This window comes from Chitinophaga sp. RCC_12, from assembly GCF_041360695.1.
Taxonomy (GTDB): domain Bacteria; phylum Bacteroidota; class Bacteroidia; order Chitinophagales; family Chitinophagaceae; genus Chitinophaga.
This window is the reverse complement of record NZ_JBFUPS010000012.1, coordinates 208,770-226,168: the sequence shown is the minus strand read 5'-3', so window position 1 is coordinate 226,168 and position 17,399 is coordinate 208,770. Positions and strand designations below refer to the sequence as shown.

The window sequence follows — 17,399 nt, the reverse complement described above, 5'->3', positions numbered from 1 at the left end:
AATTATTTAAAATTGATGTTTAAACCAAATACAAATGTTTTTACCTGTGGATAGAAACCACCACTGCTCACCGGTGTTTCGGGATCATATCCATAAAAGAAGTCGGAAGCGGTGAACAGGTTGTCGGCAGAGAAATAAAGCCGGAAACGGTCTATCCGCAGCTTTTCGGTAAGCCTTGCCGGAAGCGTATATCCTACCTGGATATTTTTTAACCGGAGATAGGAAGCATCTTCGAGCCAGAAGGTGGACAAGCGCTGGTTATACGAGTAACCATAGGCAAGCCGTGGGTAGCTGGCGCCAGGATTCTGAGGCGTCCACCGGTCCAGGTGGATCGGCTGCGGATTGGAACCATCGTTAATAAAAGCGTGACGGGCAGCACTGGTAATCCATCCATCTGCTTTACCTACTCCCTGCAAAAAAAAGCTGAAGTCAACACCCTTGTATTCAATGTTTCCCTTAAAACCATAAGTATACCTGGGAATCGCACTGCCTATCACCTGGCGGTCGTCTGCCGCGGTGATCTTTTTATCATTGTTTAAATCTTTATAAATGATATCACCCGGCATCATAGGATAACTGGCATCATAAGGAAAAAGTGGCGTGTATTTGTTGGTAGCGGCATCGTAAGAGTAATCAGAGATCTGCGAAATACGGTCTGCCACAAACCCGTAAAACGCATCAATCGGTTGTCCCACTGTTCTGATCCTGTCGTCCAGTGTGGCCGGTGCATTGCCTAAGCTTATCACTTCATTCTTTACATCAGATAAATTTCCGCTCACACCATAGCTGATATCACCGATCCTGTCCTGCCAGCCTACCATCAGCTCCCATCCTTTGTTGCGTACCTTACCGGCATTCTGGTAGGGGTAATTGGTAGTGCCAATGCCAAGTACATCCGGCAATGGTACTCTCAGCAAAATATCATTGGTGTTGTTGATGTAGTAGTCTGCTGTGAGGCTTAACCGGTTGCTCAGGAAGGTGAGATCCAGGCCGATATCCTGCTTCGTCATCGACTCCCAGGTAAGCAACGGGTTGGGGATACCGGTTTGCCGGTAACCAAGGGTCAGCACATTCCCAATCGGCATAGTCGCAACAGAGCTGATGGAAGAAAGATATCCGAAATCATCCTGCACTTTATCATTACCCTGTGTACCATAGGACGCCCTGATCTTACCAAAATTAATAATGCCTTCCAGTGATTTGAAGAAGGGCTCTTTTGAAAACACCCATCCTGCAGATCCGGAGAAGAACCAGTTCCAGCGGAGGTCTGCGGCAAAGCGGGTAGACCCGTCGTAACGGAAGTTACCCTCCAGCAGGTATTTATCGCTGTAAGCATAGTTCACCCGGCCAAAGATAGATTGCAATGCATTCTGGCTGCCATCTGAACCGTTAAGCGGATTAAGTGTGCCAAGGTTGATGCTGCCCAAATCCTGCGTAGGCAGGTTGGTTCTGCTGGCGGTGAAATTACGGCTCACGGTTTCTTCAGAAGAAGCCGCAGCAAGCGCTTTCACGTAATGCTTTCCTGCAAAGGTCTTTTCATATTCCGCCATCCCGATCACGGTCTGGTACAAAGAAGTATAATCGCGGTTGTCAATCTTGTTAGGATTATTGGTCTGGTAGATCAGCGAATTATCTTCCGGGCTGTAGTAGTTAATGGTTTTTGTAAAGATCTGTCTGAAAGAATTACTTTTCACCAGGCCATACTGTCCCCTTAAACGGAAGTCCTTTGTAATATTCAGCGTCGCCTGGATGTTACCGGTAATTTCCTGGGAAGAGAAATCATTGGTACCGCCATCTGTTACCACGGCAACGGGGTTTTGTGAACCGCCAAGATATCCCCAGCCGCCGGTCGTAAATCTTACCGGTACCAGCGGAGAGATCTGGTGGGCAGATTGAATAGGTCCGCCTGTACCGCTTACATCTAAACTGGAACCGGTCTGGTTCCGGTCTATATACCCGATGTTGGCATCCAGTTGAAGAATATCGAACAACGTGGTATTAAGTCTTAAACGCACATTGTGTCTTTTGGCATTGTAGTTATCGCCGGTGATCAGGCCGCCCTGTTTCAGGAAGCCGTAAGACAGGTAATAGTTAATATTATTGGCGCCACCGGAAAGGTTCAGCATATGGTTTTGCTGTGGTGCGCCGGACTTGTACATTTCGTCCAGCCAATTGGTATTGGCGTAATAATTCAGGTCGCTGCCGTTTTTAGCGATGTCAATCTGTTCCTGCGTATAAGTAGGATTGTTGCCGGCGTTTACTTTAGCCTCATTCAGCAGTGTCATATAATCCGCAGAACCCAGGAAAGTAGGTAACGCAGTAGGCGTTTGTACGCCAAAGTAATTGGCATACGTTAAAGACGGCTTGCCGCTTTTACCTTTTTTGGTGGTCACAAGAATAACGCCGTTGGCGCCACGTACCCCGTAAATAGAGGAGGAGGCTGCATCTTTAAGCACAGAAACTGTTTCAATATCATCGGGGTTCAGGATATTAAGGTTGCCACCGGGAATACCGTCTACCACCACCAGCGGACCGGCATCATTGAGCGTACCTATACCACGGATACGGATGGTATTTTGATCGGAGCCGCCGGGAATGGCGGTGGCATTGACTACGGTAACACCTGTCATTTGACCCTGCAGCGCTGAAACAGCGGAGGTAGCCGGCCGGCCTTTGAAGTCGTCGCTGCTCACCATGCTCACCGCGCCGGTAAGGTTTGCTTTTTTCTGCGTGCCATAGCCTACCACTACTACCGCATCCAGGCCTACTGTAGATGGCTTCAGGCGGATGTTGTAGTCCTGTTTACTATCTGCCGTAATAATAATTTCTTCATACCCCAGCATTTTTATAGATAGCTTCTCACCAGGGTTCACCGCTATCCTGAACTCCCCCTTGTCGTTGGTGATAGCGCCTTTATTGGTGGATTGATTCAGGATCCTGGCGCCGGGAACCGGAACACCTTTTTCATCGGTGACAGTACCGGTTATTTCCTGGGCCGCCACAACCGGCATGGCCTTTCTTTTTACCACAATGGTGTTGTTGTTGATGGTGTAAGTGAAAGGCTGCCCTTCAAAGCATTTGTTCAATGCTTCTTCCAGCGTGGCATTCACCAGGGTAAGAGTTACCGGCCGGGCGTCTGCCAGCATTTCCGTATTGAGCAGGAAATTATAACCGGTTTGTTTTTTTATTTCTTTAAACACTTCCCTTAACGGGGTTTGTTTCTCAGAAAGATTCACCCTTTGCGCATAGGTAACTGCGCTTACCTGCAGCGAAAGGAAAATAACAAGAGAGAAGGAGAGCTTGACTAACCTGAGTGTCTCCCATGACAGTAGACCTGCCTTTTTCAAGGCATGAGCATTACGCTTCATAAATAAAGTTTAGTTTACGAATTATTGACCTGGCCGATATGTTGTGGACGATAGGTTAATTAATGACAGTGATTTTGCCTGCTTCTATTTTAAATTGTACTGTTCCTGTTAATGCCAGCATATTTAATACTTCTGTAACATTTTTAAAGCGCGAGATACTACCCGCAAAAGATAATTTTTTTGTGCCACTGCTATATTCAATATCCACGTTGTACCAACGTGAAATTTTACGCATGATGGATGTCAGGTCTTCATCATTAAAAATAAAATAGCCATTCTTCCACGACATTACCTGTTCTATATCTGCTTTGTTCACCTTAAAACCTTTGTTCCCGGTAAATACCCCTTCCTGCCCGGGGTTCAGTATCACCGCTGCTGCGCCGTCGTTGCGTAACCTCACTTTTCCTTCCAGTAACGTGGTGTTTATACTGGCTTCATCTGCATATGCCATTACGTTAAAATGAGTACCCAGCACTTCTACCTGCATGTCTTTAACTTTCACCACAAAAGGTTGCTGCTGGTTGTGCGCTACTTCAAAATAGGCTTCCCCTTCCAGCTCCACCATTCTTTCCTTACCTGTAAACTGGGTAGGGAAGCGCAGTTTGCTGGCGGCATTCAGCCAGATTTTGCTGCCATCCGGCAATGCGAGGTTGTATTGCCCGCCACGTGGGATGGCCAGGGTATTAAATACTGCCAGGGCAGTTGTTGGCGGTTTATCGGTCAGCTGGTAAACCAGTTGCCCGTTGCCGGATTTATTCACCGTGGTGTTACCCTGCGCTGCTATTTGCCCTTCTGTAGCCTTGTTCAGCTCTACCTCCGTGCCGTCAGCGAGGATAAGCACGGCCTTATTGGTGGCAGGCGTAATATCTTGTTTTATTACAGGTGTTTTTTCAGCCGTCGCCAATGGCTTATTCCGCTGCTGCTGGTGGCCGTTAAAATAAAGGAAACCCGATGCCACCACCAGCAATACTGCTGCAGCCGCTGCTACTGCTTTCCAGGGGAATAGCCGCTTTACGTTCTCTTCCCGCGAAATACTTGCAGAGAGCCGGTTGTATATCTTTTCTTTTAATACTTCGTCGGAATCAGCATCATCGGAAAAACAAAAGTCATCCTCATACTGCTGCAGCCGGATCAGCTCTTCAGGGCTGCAATCCCCGTTCAGGGACCTTTCGTACAGATCAAGGTATTCTTCTTTTGTCAGCACAGGCGATTCATTTATTCTATAGAGACAATTATTTTCCCTGACACACTTACTTTTTAAAAAAAAGAGTATTTTGTCGGGGAAGGAAGCGCCAACAGGTGTTACAAAGACAATCAACCAGGATCAATTCCTATATAGTTCATCTTAATTTAACATGCAGGTAATTTTATTTTGTCAATTTTTGTGACATGATTAGGTGGGATGCTAACACAGCAGATGCTGATTTATGGCTTGCAGTCAGAGACGGTGAAAAAACAGCCTATAACCTGTTATTTAACCGCTATTGGGGAAAGATGTATCAAACTGCCAATAACCTGTTAAACGATCCGGAAGCGAGCGAAACAATTGTGCATGATATATTCCTCACCTTATGGCTTAAAAGAGAAGAACTGCAGATCGTCCATTTCCGTAACTATATTATTTCCGCTACCCGCTATCATGTATACCGGGTGTTGAAAACACGGAAAGCATTCCAGGTAGTGGAAGCAGAAGAACATATGGCAGCTATCGGTAATGCCGCAGAAGAAAAAATCCAGGAACAGTCTTTTCGCCAGCAACTGCACGCTTCCCTCAGCAATTTACCGAAACGCAGTAAAGAAATATTCCTGTTAAGCAGGGAAGAACAACTCAGCAACCAGGAAATCGCAGAACGGTTAAATATCTCCAAAAGAAGCGTGGAAAACCAGATCACCCACGCGCTGCAACACCTGAGGCTCTATCTTAAACATTTATTGATGTTGTAAATAGTGATGATTCCGGCAGATTGTCGCAATTCACCCTTCATAAAGTCGTATTTACACAGCCCCGCCTATTCCTGCTGAAAGTATCTTTGGATCAAATAACAAAGATTGCTATGAGAAAGATTATTGTCATCACTTTTATGTCTATGGACGGCGTTATGCAGGCGCCGGGAGCCCCGGAAGAGGACCGCAGTAATGGCTTCAGATGGGGCGGCTGGATGGCGCCCTATTCCGACGACTTCACGAATGGGATCATGAACGCGCTCATGTCTCACTCTTTTGATCTGTTGTTAGGAAGGCGAACATATGAGATATTTGCGGCTTACTGGCCTTTTATACAAGACCATAGTATCGCAGATAAGTTTAACAGCATCCACAAGTATGCAGTGTCCGGCAAACCAATGGATCTGAGCTGGGAAAACTCTACGCTGATTACCGGCGATGTAGTGGCCGGGCTCCGGCAGCTCAAACAACAGGAAGGCCCCGACCTGCTGGTGCATGGCAGCAGCAGACTGGTACAAACCTTACTGGCGAATGGTTTGGTGGACACGCTCACCGTATGGACCCTCCCGTTAACCATCGGCGAAGGCAAACGGTTATTCCGGGAAGGGACCCAACCGGTGGACTGGAAATTAGTGGATGTACAAACCTCCCCGAAAGGAGTGATCATAGCCAGCTATGAACCGGGAGGAGAAATCAAACCAGGCTCGTTTGTAGGGGATAACCCAAGCGAAGCGGAGCTGGCAAGACGCAAACGGGTGGCCGAAGGCGGATGAGCGCAAGCATCACCTCGTGGCAACCGGCTGAAAAATTACTGCCAATGCGTTAAGGTTGATTGCTTTTGAAAGTGTAACATTATAGTATGGCTGAGCATTGTCTTTTCTCCCAAAAGTATTTGCAACCTCCGCTCCAAAAGTCAATCCTGATAATGGTTCTGTGATCCATGCCCTTGTGAAGAAGAATGCATTACTGTCTTTGGAATAAAGTACTTTTGTAGCCCTTGATACGCCACTGTTTCCGGCAGTATAACTAATGTTAAGTCCCAGGGATGCTTGTACCCGTATACTGATATGTTTATTTTCGTGATTAAGCAGGATCCCCAAAAACCCCAGGTAAACGTCATAAACATTGATGGGGGTCACCGAGTTAGGTGGTGTGAGTATAAGCGTGGTGGTAAAAGGTCTGTTTGCCCTGTCTATGGAGTCTATCACTTTTGCGCCGGAATAGGTAGATGTTATCCGGGTTCTGCGCCAGATGAATTCAAATTGCGGGGCATAATAGATTTGCGCGGTTTTTTCAGGAGAGCTTAGTCCCCATAACCGGATCAGCGGACTAAAGGATGCACCAAGATTATCAGAAACCCTGTTGGTGGTAAGCGTGGCTTCCTCTGTAAAGAACCTTGCGCTATCCCCTCCAATGGGAACTGCCCTGGCGGTGTATCTTGGCTGCGTGGTATCGGTAGTCGTCATGGTCCTGTTGCCATACAGTGTTAAAGTAAATCCCCAGTCTTTTCCGGTTGGGCGGGGAGCCACAAAAATATTGGTGGCGAAAAACAGGTTTTGGGCCTTAATACCATCTACCAGGTCGAAATTGGTACCAATGTAAGCGAGGTAATTAAAGGCTTGCAAGGTCTTTAATCCCTGTATTGTCAGCGCCAGTTCTGTATCGTTTTTAGCATTGTTGATGTTAACCTTTTTACCATTTTTTGTGATCTCAAAATTCAGGAACAGCAATCTGTCCCGGTCCGATTCCTTATCTTTTTTGACCCGTAAATAAAAAGTATATTCTTTTCCCAGTTTGTCTAAAGTTGTTGAAGTAAAATCCATTGAATAAGCTGATTTTGGCAACGTGGATTTTTCTTCATTCTCCTTAAAGGTAATTGTATAAAGAGGTAGTGAGTCTGCATTAATTTTAATAGAATCAACCTGTATGGTAACGGGATATATCACTTCATCTCCCCGCCTGATCGTATCTTTAGCTGCTTTAAAATTAATCAATACGGATTGTGAACTGGCAGTTAAGGCAATACCTGCACAAGTGAGAAATAGAAATAGGAATTTAAACATAATATAGGTTTGGGAATTAATAATCGATTACTTAGGGACTTAATCCCGCATTGGTATTTTGGGTTGATAACTATTGTCATCCATATTTATAGGAATATGCCAATCTGATACAGCTACTAAATTATTATTCCGGGGTACCTGATTATCCAGATTACATGCTCGCGCTATAGTACTTTAAAATATAGTGTTTGCCCTGATAGTATGTTCATGTTGAGCAGACGCATCCATAAAGATATGCAAAAAATAACAGTAACGAAATTTCCGTAATTATTTTTAAGCATAAAAAAATCCCGCTCATCTTTCAACTCGCGGGATTTTTTCGATTGTTACAGTTGTATTAGTAACCTGGGTTTTGTGTCAGGTTTTTGTTGATATCTCTTTCTGTTTGCGGTACCGGCCAGAGGTAGTCCCTGTTTTCCACAAAGGTGCGCTGTTCAACGGTGACATGATCTCCGCTGAGGGTGAGCTTGCCGTTGGCAGGATCTACGGTACCCAGTCGTGCGCCGTATACGGTACCGGATCTAACGGCAGTGCCTATCTTCCAGCGTTGAATATCGTACCAGCGTAAGCCTTCCAGCGCCAGTTCCACCCTGCGTTCGCGTCTTACGAGCGTACGCATTTTATCAACGGTGTTATACACGGTTCTGTCTACCACCGGCATGCCAGCGCGCTTTCTGATGGCGTCTATTGCATCATACACGGTATTGTCAATAACGCCTGATTCAATTTGTGCTTCCGCATAAGTGAGCAGTATTTCTGCGTAGCGGATAACAATCATATTCAGCCCGGTATTCCACATATCCGTATAGTCGGACAGGTTAGACGTGAACTTTTTCGGGATGTAAGCCGTTTTGGAATTGTTATCCCCGTTATAATAATCGCCGGAGGTATTTTGAATAGAGTTGTAGTATTTACCTTCATACAGCTGACCCGGACATACGATGGTAGCTGTTAAGCGTGGGTCCCTGTTATTGTACGGATCATTTTCGGAATAGCCGGATGTTGGATCAGTAATAAGTTTGCCATTTTTCATTTCATAGGCGTCCACGAGCGCCTGAGTAGGATCCAGCGAGCCCCAGCCACCAAAGGAGGAAGAAGGCATTACGCCGATGTCGGCATTGGAATAGTCATTCTCTTTGTACTGCACATCGAGGATCACTTCTTTATTGTTTTCGTTCTGTATACGGAACAGGTTCTGATAGTTTGGAAAGAGTTCATAACCCAGGGCCATGATCTTTTTGCAATCAACGATACAGGCGGCGTAGTTTTTATCATACAATTCCAGCCTGGCTTTCAGGGAAAGCGCAGCGCCCTGTGTGATGCGGCCAACTTCACTGCCACTGTAGCTTGCCGGAAGGGTAGGCGCAATGGCTTCCAGTTCATCCAATACAAATTTGCGTACTTCCGTAGCGGCTGTTCTGGAAATGGTATTGGCTTCTTCTGTGCTTACGGTGTCTTTAACCAGCGGCACATCTCCGTAAAGTTGTGTCAGGGTAAAATACTGGTAAGCTCTCAGGAAACGGGCTTCGCTTTTATACTGCGTTTTCAGCGTTTCATCCATCGGCGTTTTGTCGATGTTTTGAAGGAACCAGTTGCAATTTTGAATAGTGGTATAGGTCCAGCGTTTGGAGGCACTGGTATTGGCAGGTGTAATGTTGCCATTACCATAGTCCGTATAGCCTTCCCAATAATACTGGCTGTACATATTATCGCTCACGGCGTCCATGTAGAGCAGGGTATAGTCGGTTTCCCAGCCTTTATAACAGCCATTGAGCGCAGCAGTTGCATCATTCTGCGTTTTCCAGAGGATATCGTTGTTATAGGCATCCAGTGGCTGCCTGTCGAGGAAATCTTTATTGCACGCAGATAGCAGCGCAGCAGAGAAAAATATTATATAGAGAATGTTCCTTTTCATGATGTTGATTGCTTTTCGTTAAAAACTAACATTTACGCCAAACGTGTGCACTTTCACCTGCGGGTAGTAATAGATACTGCTCGTTATAGATGCTTCCGGATCTATCCAGTTATACAGGCCGTCGAAGGTGAGAATGTTTTGCCCGCTATAGTAGAAACGTACTTTGTTGACGCCTATCCGTTTTACTATTCTTTCCGGCAGTGTATAACCTACCTGCAGGTTTTTAAGACGCAGGTAAGATCCGTCTTTCACCCAGAAGGAAGAAGGCGTGCCGCCGGGATCATTCTGCGTGTAGCCGTTCCAGATGCGTGGTAGCGCGGCTGAAGTGTTTTCCAGTGTCCAGGTGTCCAGTAAAGCGGAAGTAGGTTTACCAGCAGAAGAACTTACACTGCCCAGTTTACCGGCGTCGATATATGTTTTTACACCGGCAGCACCCTGCAGGAAGATATTGAGGTCAATATTTTTCCACGAACCACCCAGGTTCAGGCCAAACGTTACTTTCGGGAAGTAGTTGCCGAGGTATACTTTGTCGGCGCTGTTAATAGTATCGTTGCCGTCCTTGTCTTTGTATCTCAGATCGCCTGGCGCTGTTCTGTTGGATTGATAAGGCGATTTGGTCACCTCATCGGCCGATTGGAAAATGCCATCTGCTTCATATCCATACAGGGAGTTGATCGGATAACCCACCTGTTTAAAGGTATAGCCGTCGATAATCGGCCCTGTTCCGTGAAGATCGGTTACTTCGTTGTTGATAAAGGCCGCATTCAGAGCAGCATTGTACTTGAAATCGCCTGCGTTGCTGGCATAGCTCAGTGCAAACTCCCAACCTTTGTTGATGACAGAACCAGCGTTTTGAACCGGTGCATTCAGGCCGTATACGGCGCCAACCGGTACTGACAAGAGGATGTCGGAAGTGCGTTTATGAAAATAGTCGGCAGTGAAATTCAGTTTTCCGTCCAGGAATCCCGCATCAATACCCACGCCCGTGGCGGTAGTGCTTTCCCATTTGATGTTCTCGTTAGCACCATTCACCGGCGACACACCGGCGGCAATAGCAGCTGCTGTACCACCAAAGGTATAGTTCTGGCTTCCGTTGATAGTGGCTATATATGGGTAGTACGGATAGCTGGGGTAATTGACATCATCTTTACCGGTAATGTACTGGTTACCCAGCTGTCCCCACGAACCTCTTATTTTAAGATTGGAAACATATTTCTTCAGTGGTGTGAAGAAGTCTTCCCTGTCTAAGTTCCAACCAGCGGAAAACGAGGGAAATAAGCCCCACCTGTTGGCGGGAGCAAAGCGGGAAGAACCATCATACCGCAGGTTCGCTTCAAACAGGTATTTGCCGTCGTAGTCGTAGTTTAACCGGCCAAAGTAAGATTGAAGTGCCAGTTCGTATGAGTAACCGGTGGCTTTCTGTCCGTCGGTAGAACCAAGATTAATATCGGTTAACTGGTTATTCAGGAAGCCTTTGCGGTAGCCATCATCAAAGCTGAACTTGGTGAGCTCCTGGGAATAGCCACCCAGTATTTTAAAGTTATGTTTACTGAAAGATTTGGTGTAGTCCAGCAATGCCTGTTGTGTAACCGTGTTGCCGAAGGTGTTTTCGTCGGTTACATAGCTGGGGCCCTGGTAAAAAGTTTCATTACCGGCAGCATCATAATATTGCTGGTCAGCAATAAACTTCTTGTTATGGGCGATCTTCATCACATAAGCAAGGGAGGGTTTAAAATGCAGTCCTTTCACAATTTCCCAGTCTACGCCTACATTACCTATCAGGTCATAATTATTGTATTTATTCAGGCTGTTTCCTTCCAGCCACGCCATCGGGCTACCATCTGAAATATAGCCATAGTGGCCATTTTCATATTTGTAAGGAATGGTAGGAGAGATGCGGTTGATCTGTCTTACCAGCTGCGTGAAATCGCCGGTGTAAGGATTGCTGGGTTCATTTCTGCCGGAAGAAGTAAAGGCGATATTACCGATTACTTTTATGTTGTCTTTGATTTCAGAAGTGATGTTCAGTCTGCTGGTGTAACGTTTGGCGTTTGTTTTTTCCATCAGGCCGTTCTGATCAAATACACCCAAAGAGAAAGCATATTGTGTATTGTCGCTACCGCCGGAAACACCTACATAGTGGTTCTGTTGTAAACCGCTGCCCTGGTAAAACAGGTCGAGCCAGTCGGTGTTAGGATAGTTAAAAGGATCAGAGCCATCTTTGAACTTTTGGATTTCTGCATCTGTCCAGCGTGCTGCTTTCCCTTCATTGCTCAGCGCCTGGTTGTATAACGTAGCTGCCTGCCAGGAAGGTAAAAAATCTGGTAAGCCGGTGGCCTGTTGTTTACCCACATACCCGGTATAGGTAACCTGTGGGGGGCCTTTCCTGCCTTGTTTGGTGGTAATGAGAATAACGCCGTTGGCTGCACGGGAACCATAGATAGCGGAAGATGCCGCATCTTTCAGTACCGATAAGGTGGCAATATCGTCGGGGTTAATATTATTAAGACTACTCAGGTTGGTAACTACTCCATCTATCACAATTACCGGGTCGGCATTGTTTAGCGTACCAATACCCCGGATACGGATTTGTCCTGCATCACTGCCTGGTTGTCCGCTTTTGGCGGCTGTGACGGTGATACCTGGCATCGTACCCTGCAATGCGTTGCCCAGGCTTGTTACCGGCCTGTTAGTCAGTTGCTCTGTGGTGATAGAAGTAACGGCCCCGGTGAGGTTCGCCTTTTTCTGCGTGCCATAACCTACTACCACAAATTGTTTCAGCGCACTTACATCCGGCGCCATTGAAATATTGATCTGTGTTTTTCCGGCTACCTTGATTTCCTGGGTGATGTACCCGATACTGGTTACCACCAGTACCGCATTGTCCGGTACGTTGGCCAGCTGGAAGGTACCATCCGGTCCGGATACAACGCCTTTCTGGGTTCCCTTTATAACAATGGAAACACCTGGAAGTGGCGCCCCGGTATCATCTATTATCTTTCCTGTGATGTTGGCGGCAGGTGGGGCCGTTACCGGTGTTGCTGCCGGTTTTTCATTTTTTGTAATGAAGATGGTATTGCCCTGGATCTCGAAGCTCAATGGCTGTTGGCGCAATACTGCTTCCATCGCTGCTTGCGGCGATGCGTTTTTTATGTCTACCGAAACAGGATTACTGTTTTTCAGATCTTCTTTATCGTAAAAGAAAACATACCCCGTTTGTGCTTTAATGACGTTCAGCACTTTCTGGAGACTCACCGCTTTGGCGGAATAAGTCACCGTTTGGGCGCTGCCCTTAGCGCTTACCTGCAAGGCAGCAAGGAGCAGCATAAAAGAAGTTAGCTTCATAACTAACAGTGTTTTGGTTGAGAGCCCCGCAAATTTCCAATATCTGCGGGTACCGGAATTACAAATAGCCTTAAGTTGCATACTTTTGCAATGTTTGGTTGAATTAATAAATAATGTTTACCGACTTGTTTGTTGATTAAATTGAACGACGGCCGGGGTAGGACGCCAATCTCAGCCCCGGTTTTTATTCAATGCGCATGGAATGCCAATGGCGATAGCCTGGTGTTTTTCATTGTTCCCAATTTTCATTGTTCATAACTATGGTTGGATAATAATCCGGTTACCATTCTCAATTCTATATTTAATTCTTGTTTTTGTGAGTCCTTTTAACACCTGCGATAAGGTGAGGTTCCGGCCTATTTCCCCGGTGAATACACGCTGAGGAATCTTGCCTTCATACGTTACTTCTACATTGTACCAGCGCGACAGCTGCCGCATTACAGCCGGAAGATCCGCATCATTAAAGGAGAAGAACCCTGCTTTCCAGGCCAGCACCTCGGATAGGTCCGCATGGTCCAGCACCTGGATAGACTCCCCCTTTGCCGCCACCCTGGCCTGCTGCCCGGGCTTCAGCATTTGCTGTTGCTGTTGTACACTTACCCGCACAGCTCCCTGCACCAATGTGGTATTGATGCTGGCTTCGTCTTTATATGCGTTAATATTAAAATTCGTACCCAGTACATCGACGGTCGTGTTGCCGGCCTTTACACGGAAAGGCATCTTTTCATTTTTCACCACTTCAAAGTATACCTCACCGGTAACGGTTACACTTCTTTCATTGCCGGTAAAGGCAGTGGGATAGCTGATAGAAGAGGCGGCATTCAGCCATACGCCGGTGCCATCGGGCAAAATAAGCTGGTATTGTCCACCCAACGGTGTACTCATGGTATTATATAATACTTTATCCTCCGAACTGCCGGAACCATTGTAGGCCAGTTGCCCATTATTCAGCTTGGTGATCCGCGTATTGCCCTGTTGTGCCAATACGCCATTGCCCGCACTGTCGAGGGGAATCTGGGTACCATCTGAAAGCGTAAGTACCGCCCTGTTGCCGCCTGGTGCAATATCCTTTACGGTGGAAGTAGCTACTACAGCCGTGGGAGGGGCTTGCTTTGAAAGATAATAAGCGCCGGTTGCCAGCACAACGATACAGGCGGCAGCCCACCAGTAGCGTTGCAGGAAATAGACCCGGTTCCTGGTTGAGGGCAGCATTTCCGGCTGCTGTACAAGCTTATCGGCGGCCAGTATTTCTTTTACGGCCTGCTGCCAATAGTCACGGTCGTGATCCGCATGGGCAGCAGCTTCCATTGGCCAGTTCGCATGAAACGCATCCAGCTGGCGGATTATTTCCCCCGACTCATCTTCACTGATCAGTTGTAACAGTTCCCTGTACTCCCCGGTGGTGGCACGACGCAGCCGTACCTGTTCCAATAAGTATGTTAGTCTTTCTGATGTGGACAACGGCCTCGTTTTAAAGCATTCGGAATTCAGTTGACATATACGGGGACTGACCAATTACAGAAAGCCCCCTGCATATACGTACCGTCAGCAGCCAAAGAGTACCTATGTCTTTCAAAAAAAAGTTAAGAAAAATATAAAACACCCCACCCAAGCAGGAATAGCGGGAGGGTGATACCCTGGCTGGTCAGGTATTCCCGGATAGATTTGAGGGAACGGACCAGGGAATTTTTAATGGTTTGGGGGGAGAGCTGCAATTCGCTGGCAATTTCGGCAACTTTAAGATCCTTCTCCCGGCTGAGCAGGTAGATCTTTTGCGCCTGCGGCGGCAATTGAAGGATAGCCTGCTTTACCAGCAGCGCGGTTTCAGAAAAAGCAATATTTTCTTCAGTAAGATTGGAGTGATCGGTACTTTCGCGGGTAATGATCTGGCTGGCCTTATTCCGCACGCCCTGCTTCTGCAACCAGCTGTAGCAGCGGTGATACACCATTTTGAAGATCCAGTTATGGGGAACCATTACGGCTGTCAGCTTCTCCCGGCTCAGCCATATGCCCAGGAATATTTCCTGTATGATGTCTTTCTCCGGTCCTTCTACTTGTATAATACGGGCAATTACCGGCCTGATCTTCGGCACATAGAGGTGGAATAATGCTTCAAACGCAGATTCATCCCCCCCGGCAATTTGGTGGAAAAGTGCAGTTTCATGTACAGTGTCATTATTCATCCGTTAGATCCAGTTCCCCTTAAAAGTAAATATCACCCTATCGCCGTTAAACAGACGAATCAAGTGGTGTGACCGATATCGCAAAGTACAAAAAAATCGTGGTACCCTGCCGGGCGCGCCTTCGGCGCGGAAATTGTCTTTCCCGCTGATTACGCTGATTATACTGATTACTTTGATTTTTATTTTTGGATTTTTCGGTCAGTTTATCAAAACAGCTGGCCTGTGTTAGTGATCCATCACAATTACATGGGCTGTTTTCTTTTTAGTGGAAGCCATTAACAGCAAAGGAAGCGCTGCCAGGAATATAATGCCTACCAGTAAAAAGGCGTCGCTGAAACTCAGCAGGGTGCTTTGTTTTACTACGGAACTATCCAGGAGCTTCAGGGCTTTATGGTGGGCATCTGTTGCGGTTGCGCCCTTGCTGAGAAAGAAGTGCGCGTAACTGCTTAACCGGTTGGCCACCGCGGGGTTATCAGTAGTGAGGTTGCTGACGAGATCCGACCGGTGCTGGGCGTTCCGGTTGGCGAGATAAGTGTTCACCATGGCGATGCCGAAGGAGCCGCCCAGTTGCCGCATCATATTATTTAAAGCGGCGCCCTGCGGAATATCTGCCGGCGTCAGTGAGGATACGGCCAGGGTGGTAAGCGGAACCGTTACCAGTGCCAGTCCCACACCCCGCCAGATGAGAGAGGTAGTAATAGTGGCGGCGGCGGCGTCCTGGTTCAGTGCCGACATCTGCCAGCTGAAAAGGATAAATAATCCCATTCCCGCTACAATAAGAAACACCGGTGAAACGCCGCGCTGTAATAGCCTTGCAGAAATAATGAGCCCACCTATGGCTAGGCAGGCGCCGGGCAGCAGGAGCATACCTGTTTGCAGTGGCGTGAAATTAAGCAGTCGCTGTGCAAATACCGGCGTGAGAAAAACAGAACTGAAAATGCCCATGCCGGAAACAAATGTCAATATCGCGGCAATGCTCAGGTTCCTGCTTTTCAGCACCCGCAGGTTTACAACCGGGTCTTTGATCCGCAGTTCCCACCACACAAATACCAGGATGGCGAAAGTGGCGATCACGGAAAGCCAGGTGATATAGGGCGCTTCAAACCAGTCGTCGGTTTCCCCTCTTTCCAGTACAGTTTGCAATGCGCTCACGCCAACGGCTAGCAGGAGGATACCGGTCCAGTCGATCCGTTTGGCCGCAGGCACATTAGCGGGTTCTTTGAGGAGTATATAACAGAGTGTTGCCACGGTGATACCTATGGGTACGTTGATATAAAAGATCCAGGGCCAGGAATAAAATTCGGTGATATAACCGCCGAGGGTAGGGCCTATCGTGGGACCAATAAACACGCCTACGCCAAAGAGTGCGCTGGCCACATTTTGTTTTTCTTTGGGAAACAGTTCAAAGATGATCACCTGCGATACGGATAGCAACGCGCCGCCGCCGATGCCCTGCAGGAAGCGGAATACCACCAGCATCCAGATGTTGGTGGCCTGTCCGCACATCAGTGAAAAGAAGGTGAAGGCGATGATGGAGCCGATATAATAATTACGCCGGCCCAGTTTCGCGGCGAGGAAGCCCGTGATGGGTATGATGATCACGTTGGCAATGGCGTAGGCAGTAATGACCCAGGAAGTGTCTTCCAGCGTGGCGCCGAGGTTGCCACTCATATGCGATAAGGCTACGTTTACGATAGAGGTGTCTATCAACTCCATGATGGCCGCTGTAATCACCACCAGGATCAGTACTGTCCGTTTCATTGCTGTTATTTAATATACCGGTTGGTATATTATTATATAAATTTTTTTATTCGCCACCACCATTTACAGCGGCAAGTGCGGCTGCAGGATTGCTGAGTGATAACTGGTAGATCAATTCGGTATTGCCCACACGGATTTCATATTCATTTTTCCCGAGTGCAGTTACAAGATCAGCAGCCACCTGTGAAGGATGAATTCCGTTAATGCCGCCTATTTCCTGCGAAAAATCGGTATTTACCAGGGGAGGCATCAGTTCAAAGATGTGCAGCTTAGGGAAGGTGACCCGCATGGATTGGGTGTAGGACCGGAGCGCAGCTTTGGTAGCTGAATAAGTGGGTACCCGTACGCCCGGTGCAAAGGCAACAATGGAGGTTACATTTACAATGGCGGCTTCCGGCTGCTGACTGAGTAATGGCAGCAATTTTTCGGTAAGGCGGATCACCGAAAAGAAATTAGTGTCCATTTCTTCCACTGCTTTCCCGGCGGCATCCGCATTGTCCGACAATTCGTAGGCAAATGCGCGGCCTGCATTATTGACCAGGATATTTAAAGACGGATATTCCTTGTGCAGGGTAGCTGCCAGTTGTGTCACTGCTTCATCGCTGGTTACATCACTCACGATGCCTTTCACGCCCGGCAGTTGTTGCGTGGCCTTTTCCAGGCGGGCGGCGTCCCTGCCGGTGATGATTACCTGGTTACCCTGTTGTGATAATTGCCTGGCTATTTCCAGTCCGATACCTGCGCTGCCGCCGGTAATAAGTACAGTATTTCCTGTTGTTTTCATGTGTTTGTTTTTTATACCAATCGGTATATTTATAAA

Annotated in this window: 11 protein-coding genes; 2 read left to right on the top strand and 9 right to left on the bottom strand. The window is 47.3% G+C overall.

Annotated features, from left to right (window positions below; genetic code table 11):
• Positions 1-2: 2 nt before the first annotated feature.
• Both AB6805_RS28365 and AB6805_RS28360 read right to left on the bottom strand, forming a co-directional pair.
• Complete coding sequence (locus AB6805_RS28365) at positions 3-3,368, bottom strand: TonB-dependent receptor (protein ID WP_370912805.1); 3,366 nt, start codon at positions 3,366-3,368, stop codon at positions 3-5.
• Positions 3,369-3,423: 55 nt separating this feature from the next.
• Positions 3,424-4,572, bottom strand: a complete 1,149-nt coding sequence (locus AB6805_RS28360; RefSeq protein WP_370912804.1) for a FecR family protein — start codon at positions 4,570-4,572, stop codon at positions 3,424-3,426.
• 185 nt (positions 4,573-4,757) lie between these two features.
• Between AB6805_RS28360 and AB6805_RS28355 the strand changes: the two genes are divergently transcribed.
• Both AB6805_RS28355 and AB6805_RS28350 read left to right on the top strand, forming a co-directional pair.
• Positions 4,758-5,312, top strand: a complete 555-nt coding sequence (locus AB6805_RS28355) for an RNA polymerase sigma factor (protein ID WP_370912803.1) — start codon at positions 4,758-4,760, stop codon at positions 5,310-5,312.
• A 110-nt stretch (positions 5,313-5,422) separates the two neighbouring features.
• Positions 5,423-6,085, top strand: coding sequence for a dihydrofolate reductase family protein (locus AB6805_RS28350; RefSeq protein WP_370912802.1), 663 nt, complete (start codon positions 5,423-5,425; stop codon positions 6,083-6,085).
• A gap of 9 nt (positions 6,086-6,094) precedes the next feature.
• On the opposite strand, the gene AB6805_RS28345 is transcribed toward AB6805_RS28350, so the two are convergent.
• The 7 genes from AB6805_RS28345 to AB6805_RS28315 form a co-directional block, all read right to left on the bottom strand.
• The gene (locus tag AB6805_RS28345; protein WP_370912801.1) at positions 6,095-7,375 is read right to left on the bottom strand and encodes a hypothetical protein; all 1,281 of its coding nucleotides are present in this window, start codon (positions 7,373-7,375) and stop codon (positions 6,095-6,097) included.
• Positions 7,376-7,712: 337 nt separating this feature from the next.
• Positions 7,713-9,290 (bottom strand): RagB/SusD family nutrient uptake outer membrane protein, encoded by a 1,578-nt coding sequence (locus AB6805_RS28340; RefSeq protein WP_370912800.1) that lies wholly within the window; start codon positions 9,288-9,290, stop codon positions 7,713-7,715.
• A gap of 18 nt (positions 9,291-9,308) precedes the next feature.
• Positions 9,309-12,635: a TonB-dependent receptor gene (locus AB6805_RS28335; RefSeq protein ID WP_370912799.1), complete on the bottom strand. Its 3,327-nt coding sequence runs from the start codon at positions 12,633-12,635 to the stop codon at positions 9,309-9,311.
• Between the two features lie 258 nt (positions 12,636-12,893).
• Positions 12,894-14,096 (bottom strand): FecR family protein, encoded by a 1,203-nt coding sequence (locus AB6805_RS28330; RefSeq protein WP_370912798.1) that lies wholly within the window; start codon positions 14,094-14,096, stop codon positions 12,894-12,896.
• Between the two features lie 122 nt (positions 14,097-14,218).
• On the bottom strand, positions 14,219-14,818 hold the full coding sequence (locus AB6805_RS28325) for a sigma-70 family RNA polymerase sigma factor (protein WP_370912797.1): 600 nt from the start codon (positions 14,816-14,818) through the stop codon (positions 14,219-14,221).
• Positions 14,819-15,043: 225 nt separating this feature from the next.
• Positions 15,044-16,579 (bottom strand): DHA2 family efflux MFS transporter permease subunit, encoded by a 1,536-nt coding sequence (locus tag AB6805_RS28320; RefSeq protein ID WP_370912796.1) that lies wholly within the window; start codon positions 16,577-16,579, stop codon positions 15,044-15,046.
• A gap of 46 nt (positions 16,580-16,625) precedes the next feature.
• Entirely contained in the window at positions 16,626-17,363 is a 738-nt protein-coding gene (locus AB6805_RS28315; protein ID WP_370912795.1) for an SDR family oxidoreductase, read from the bottom strand.
• Positions 17,364-17,399 lie beyond the last annotated feature (36 nt).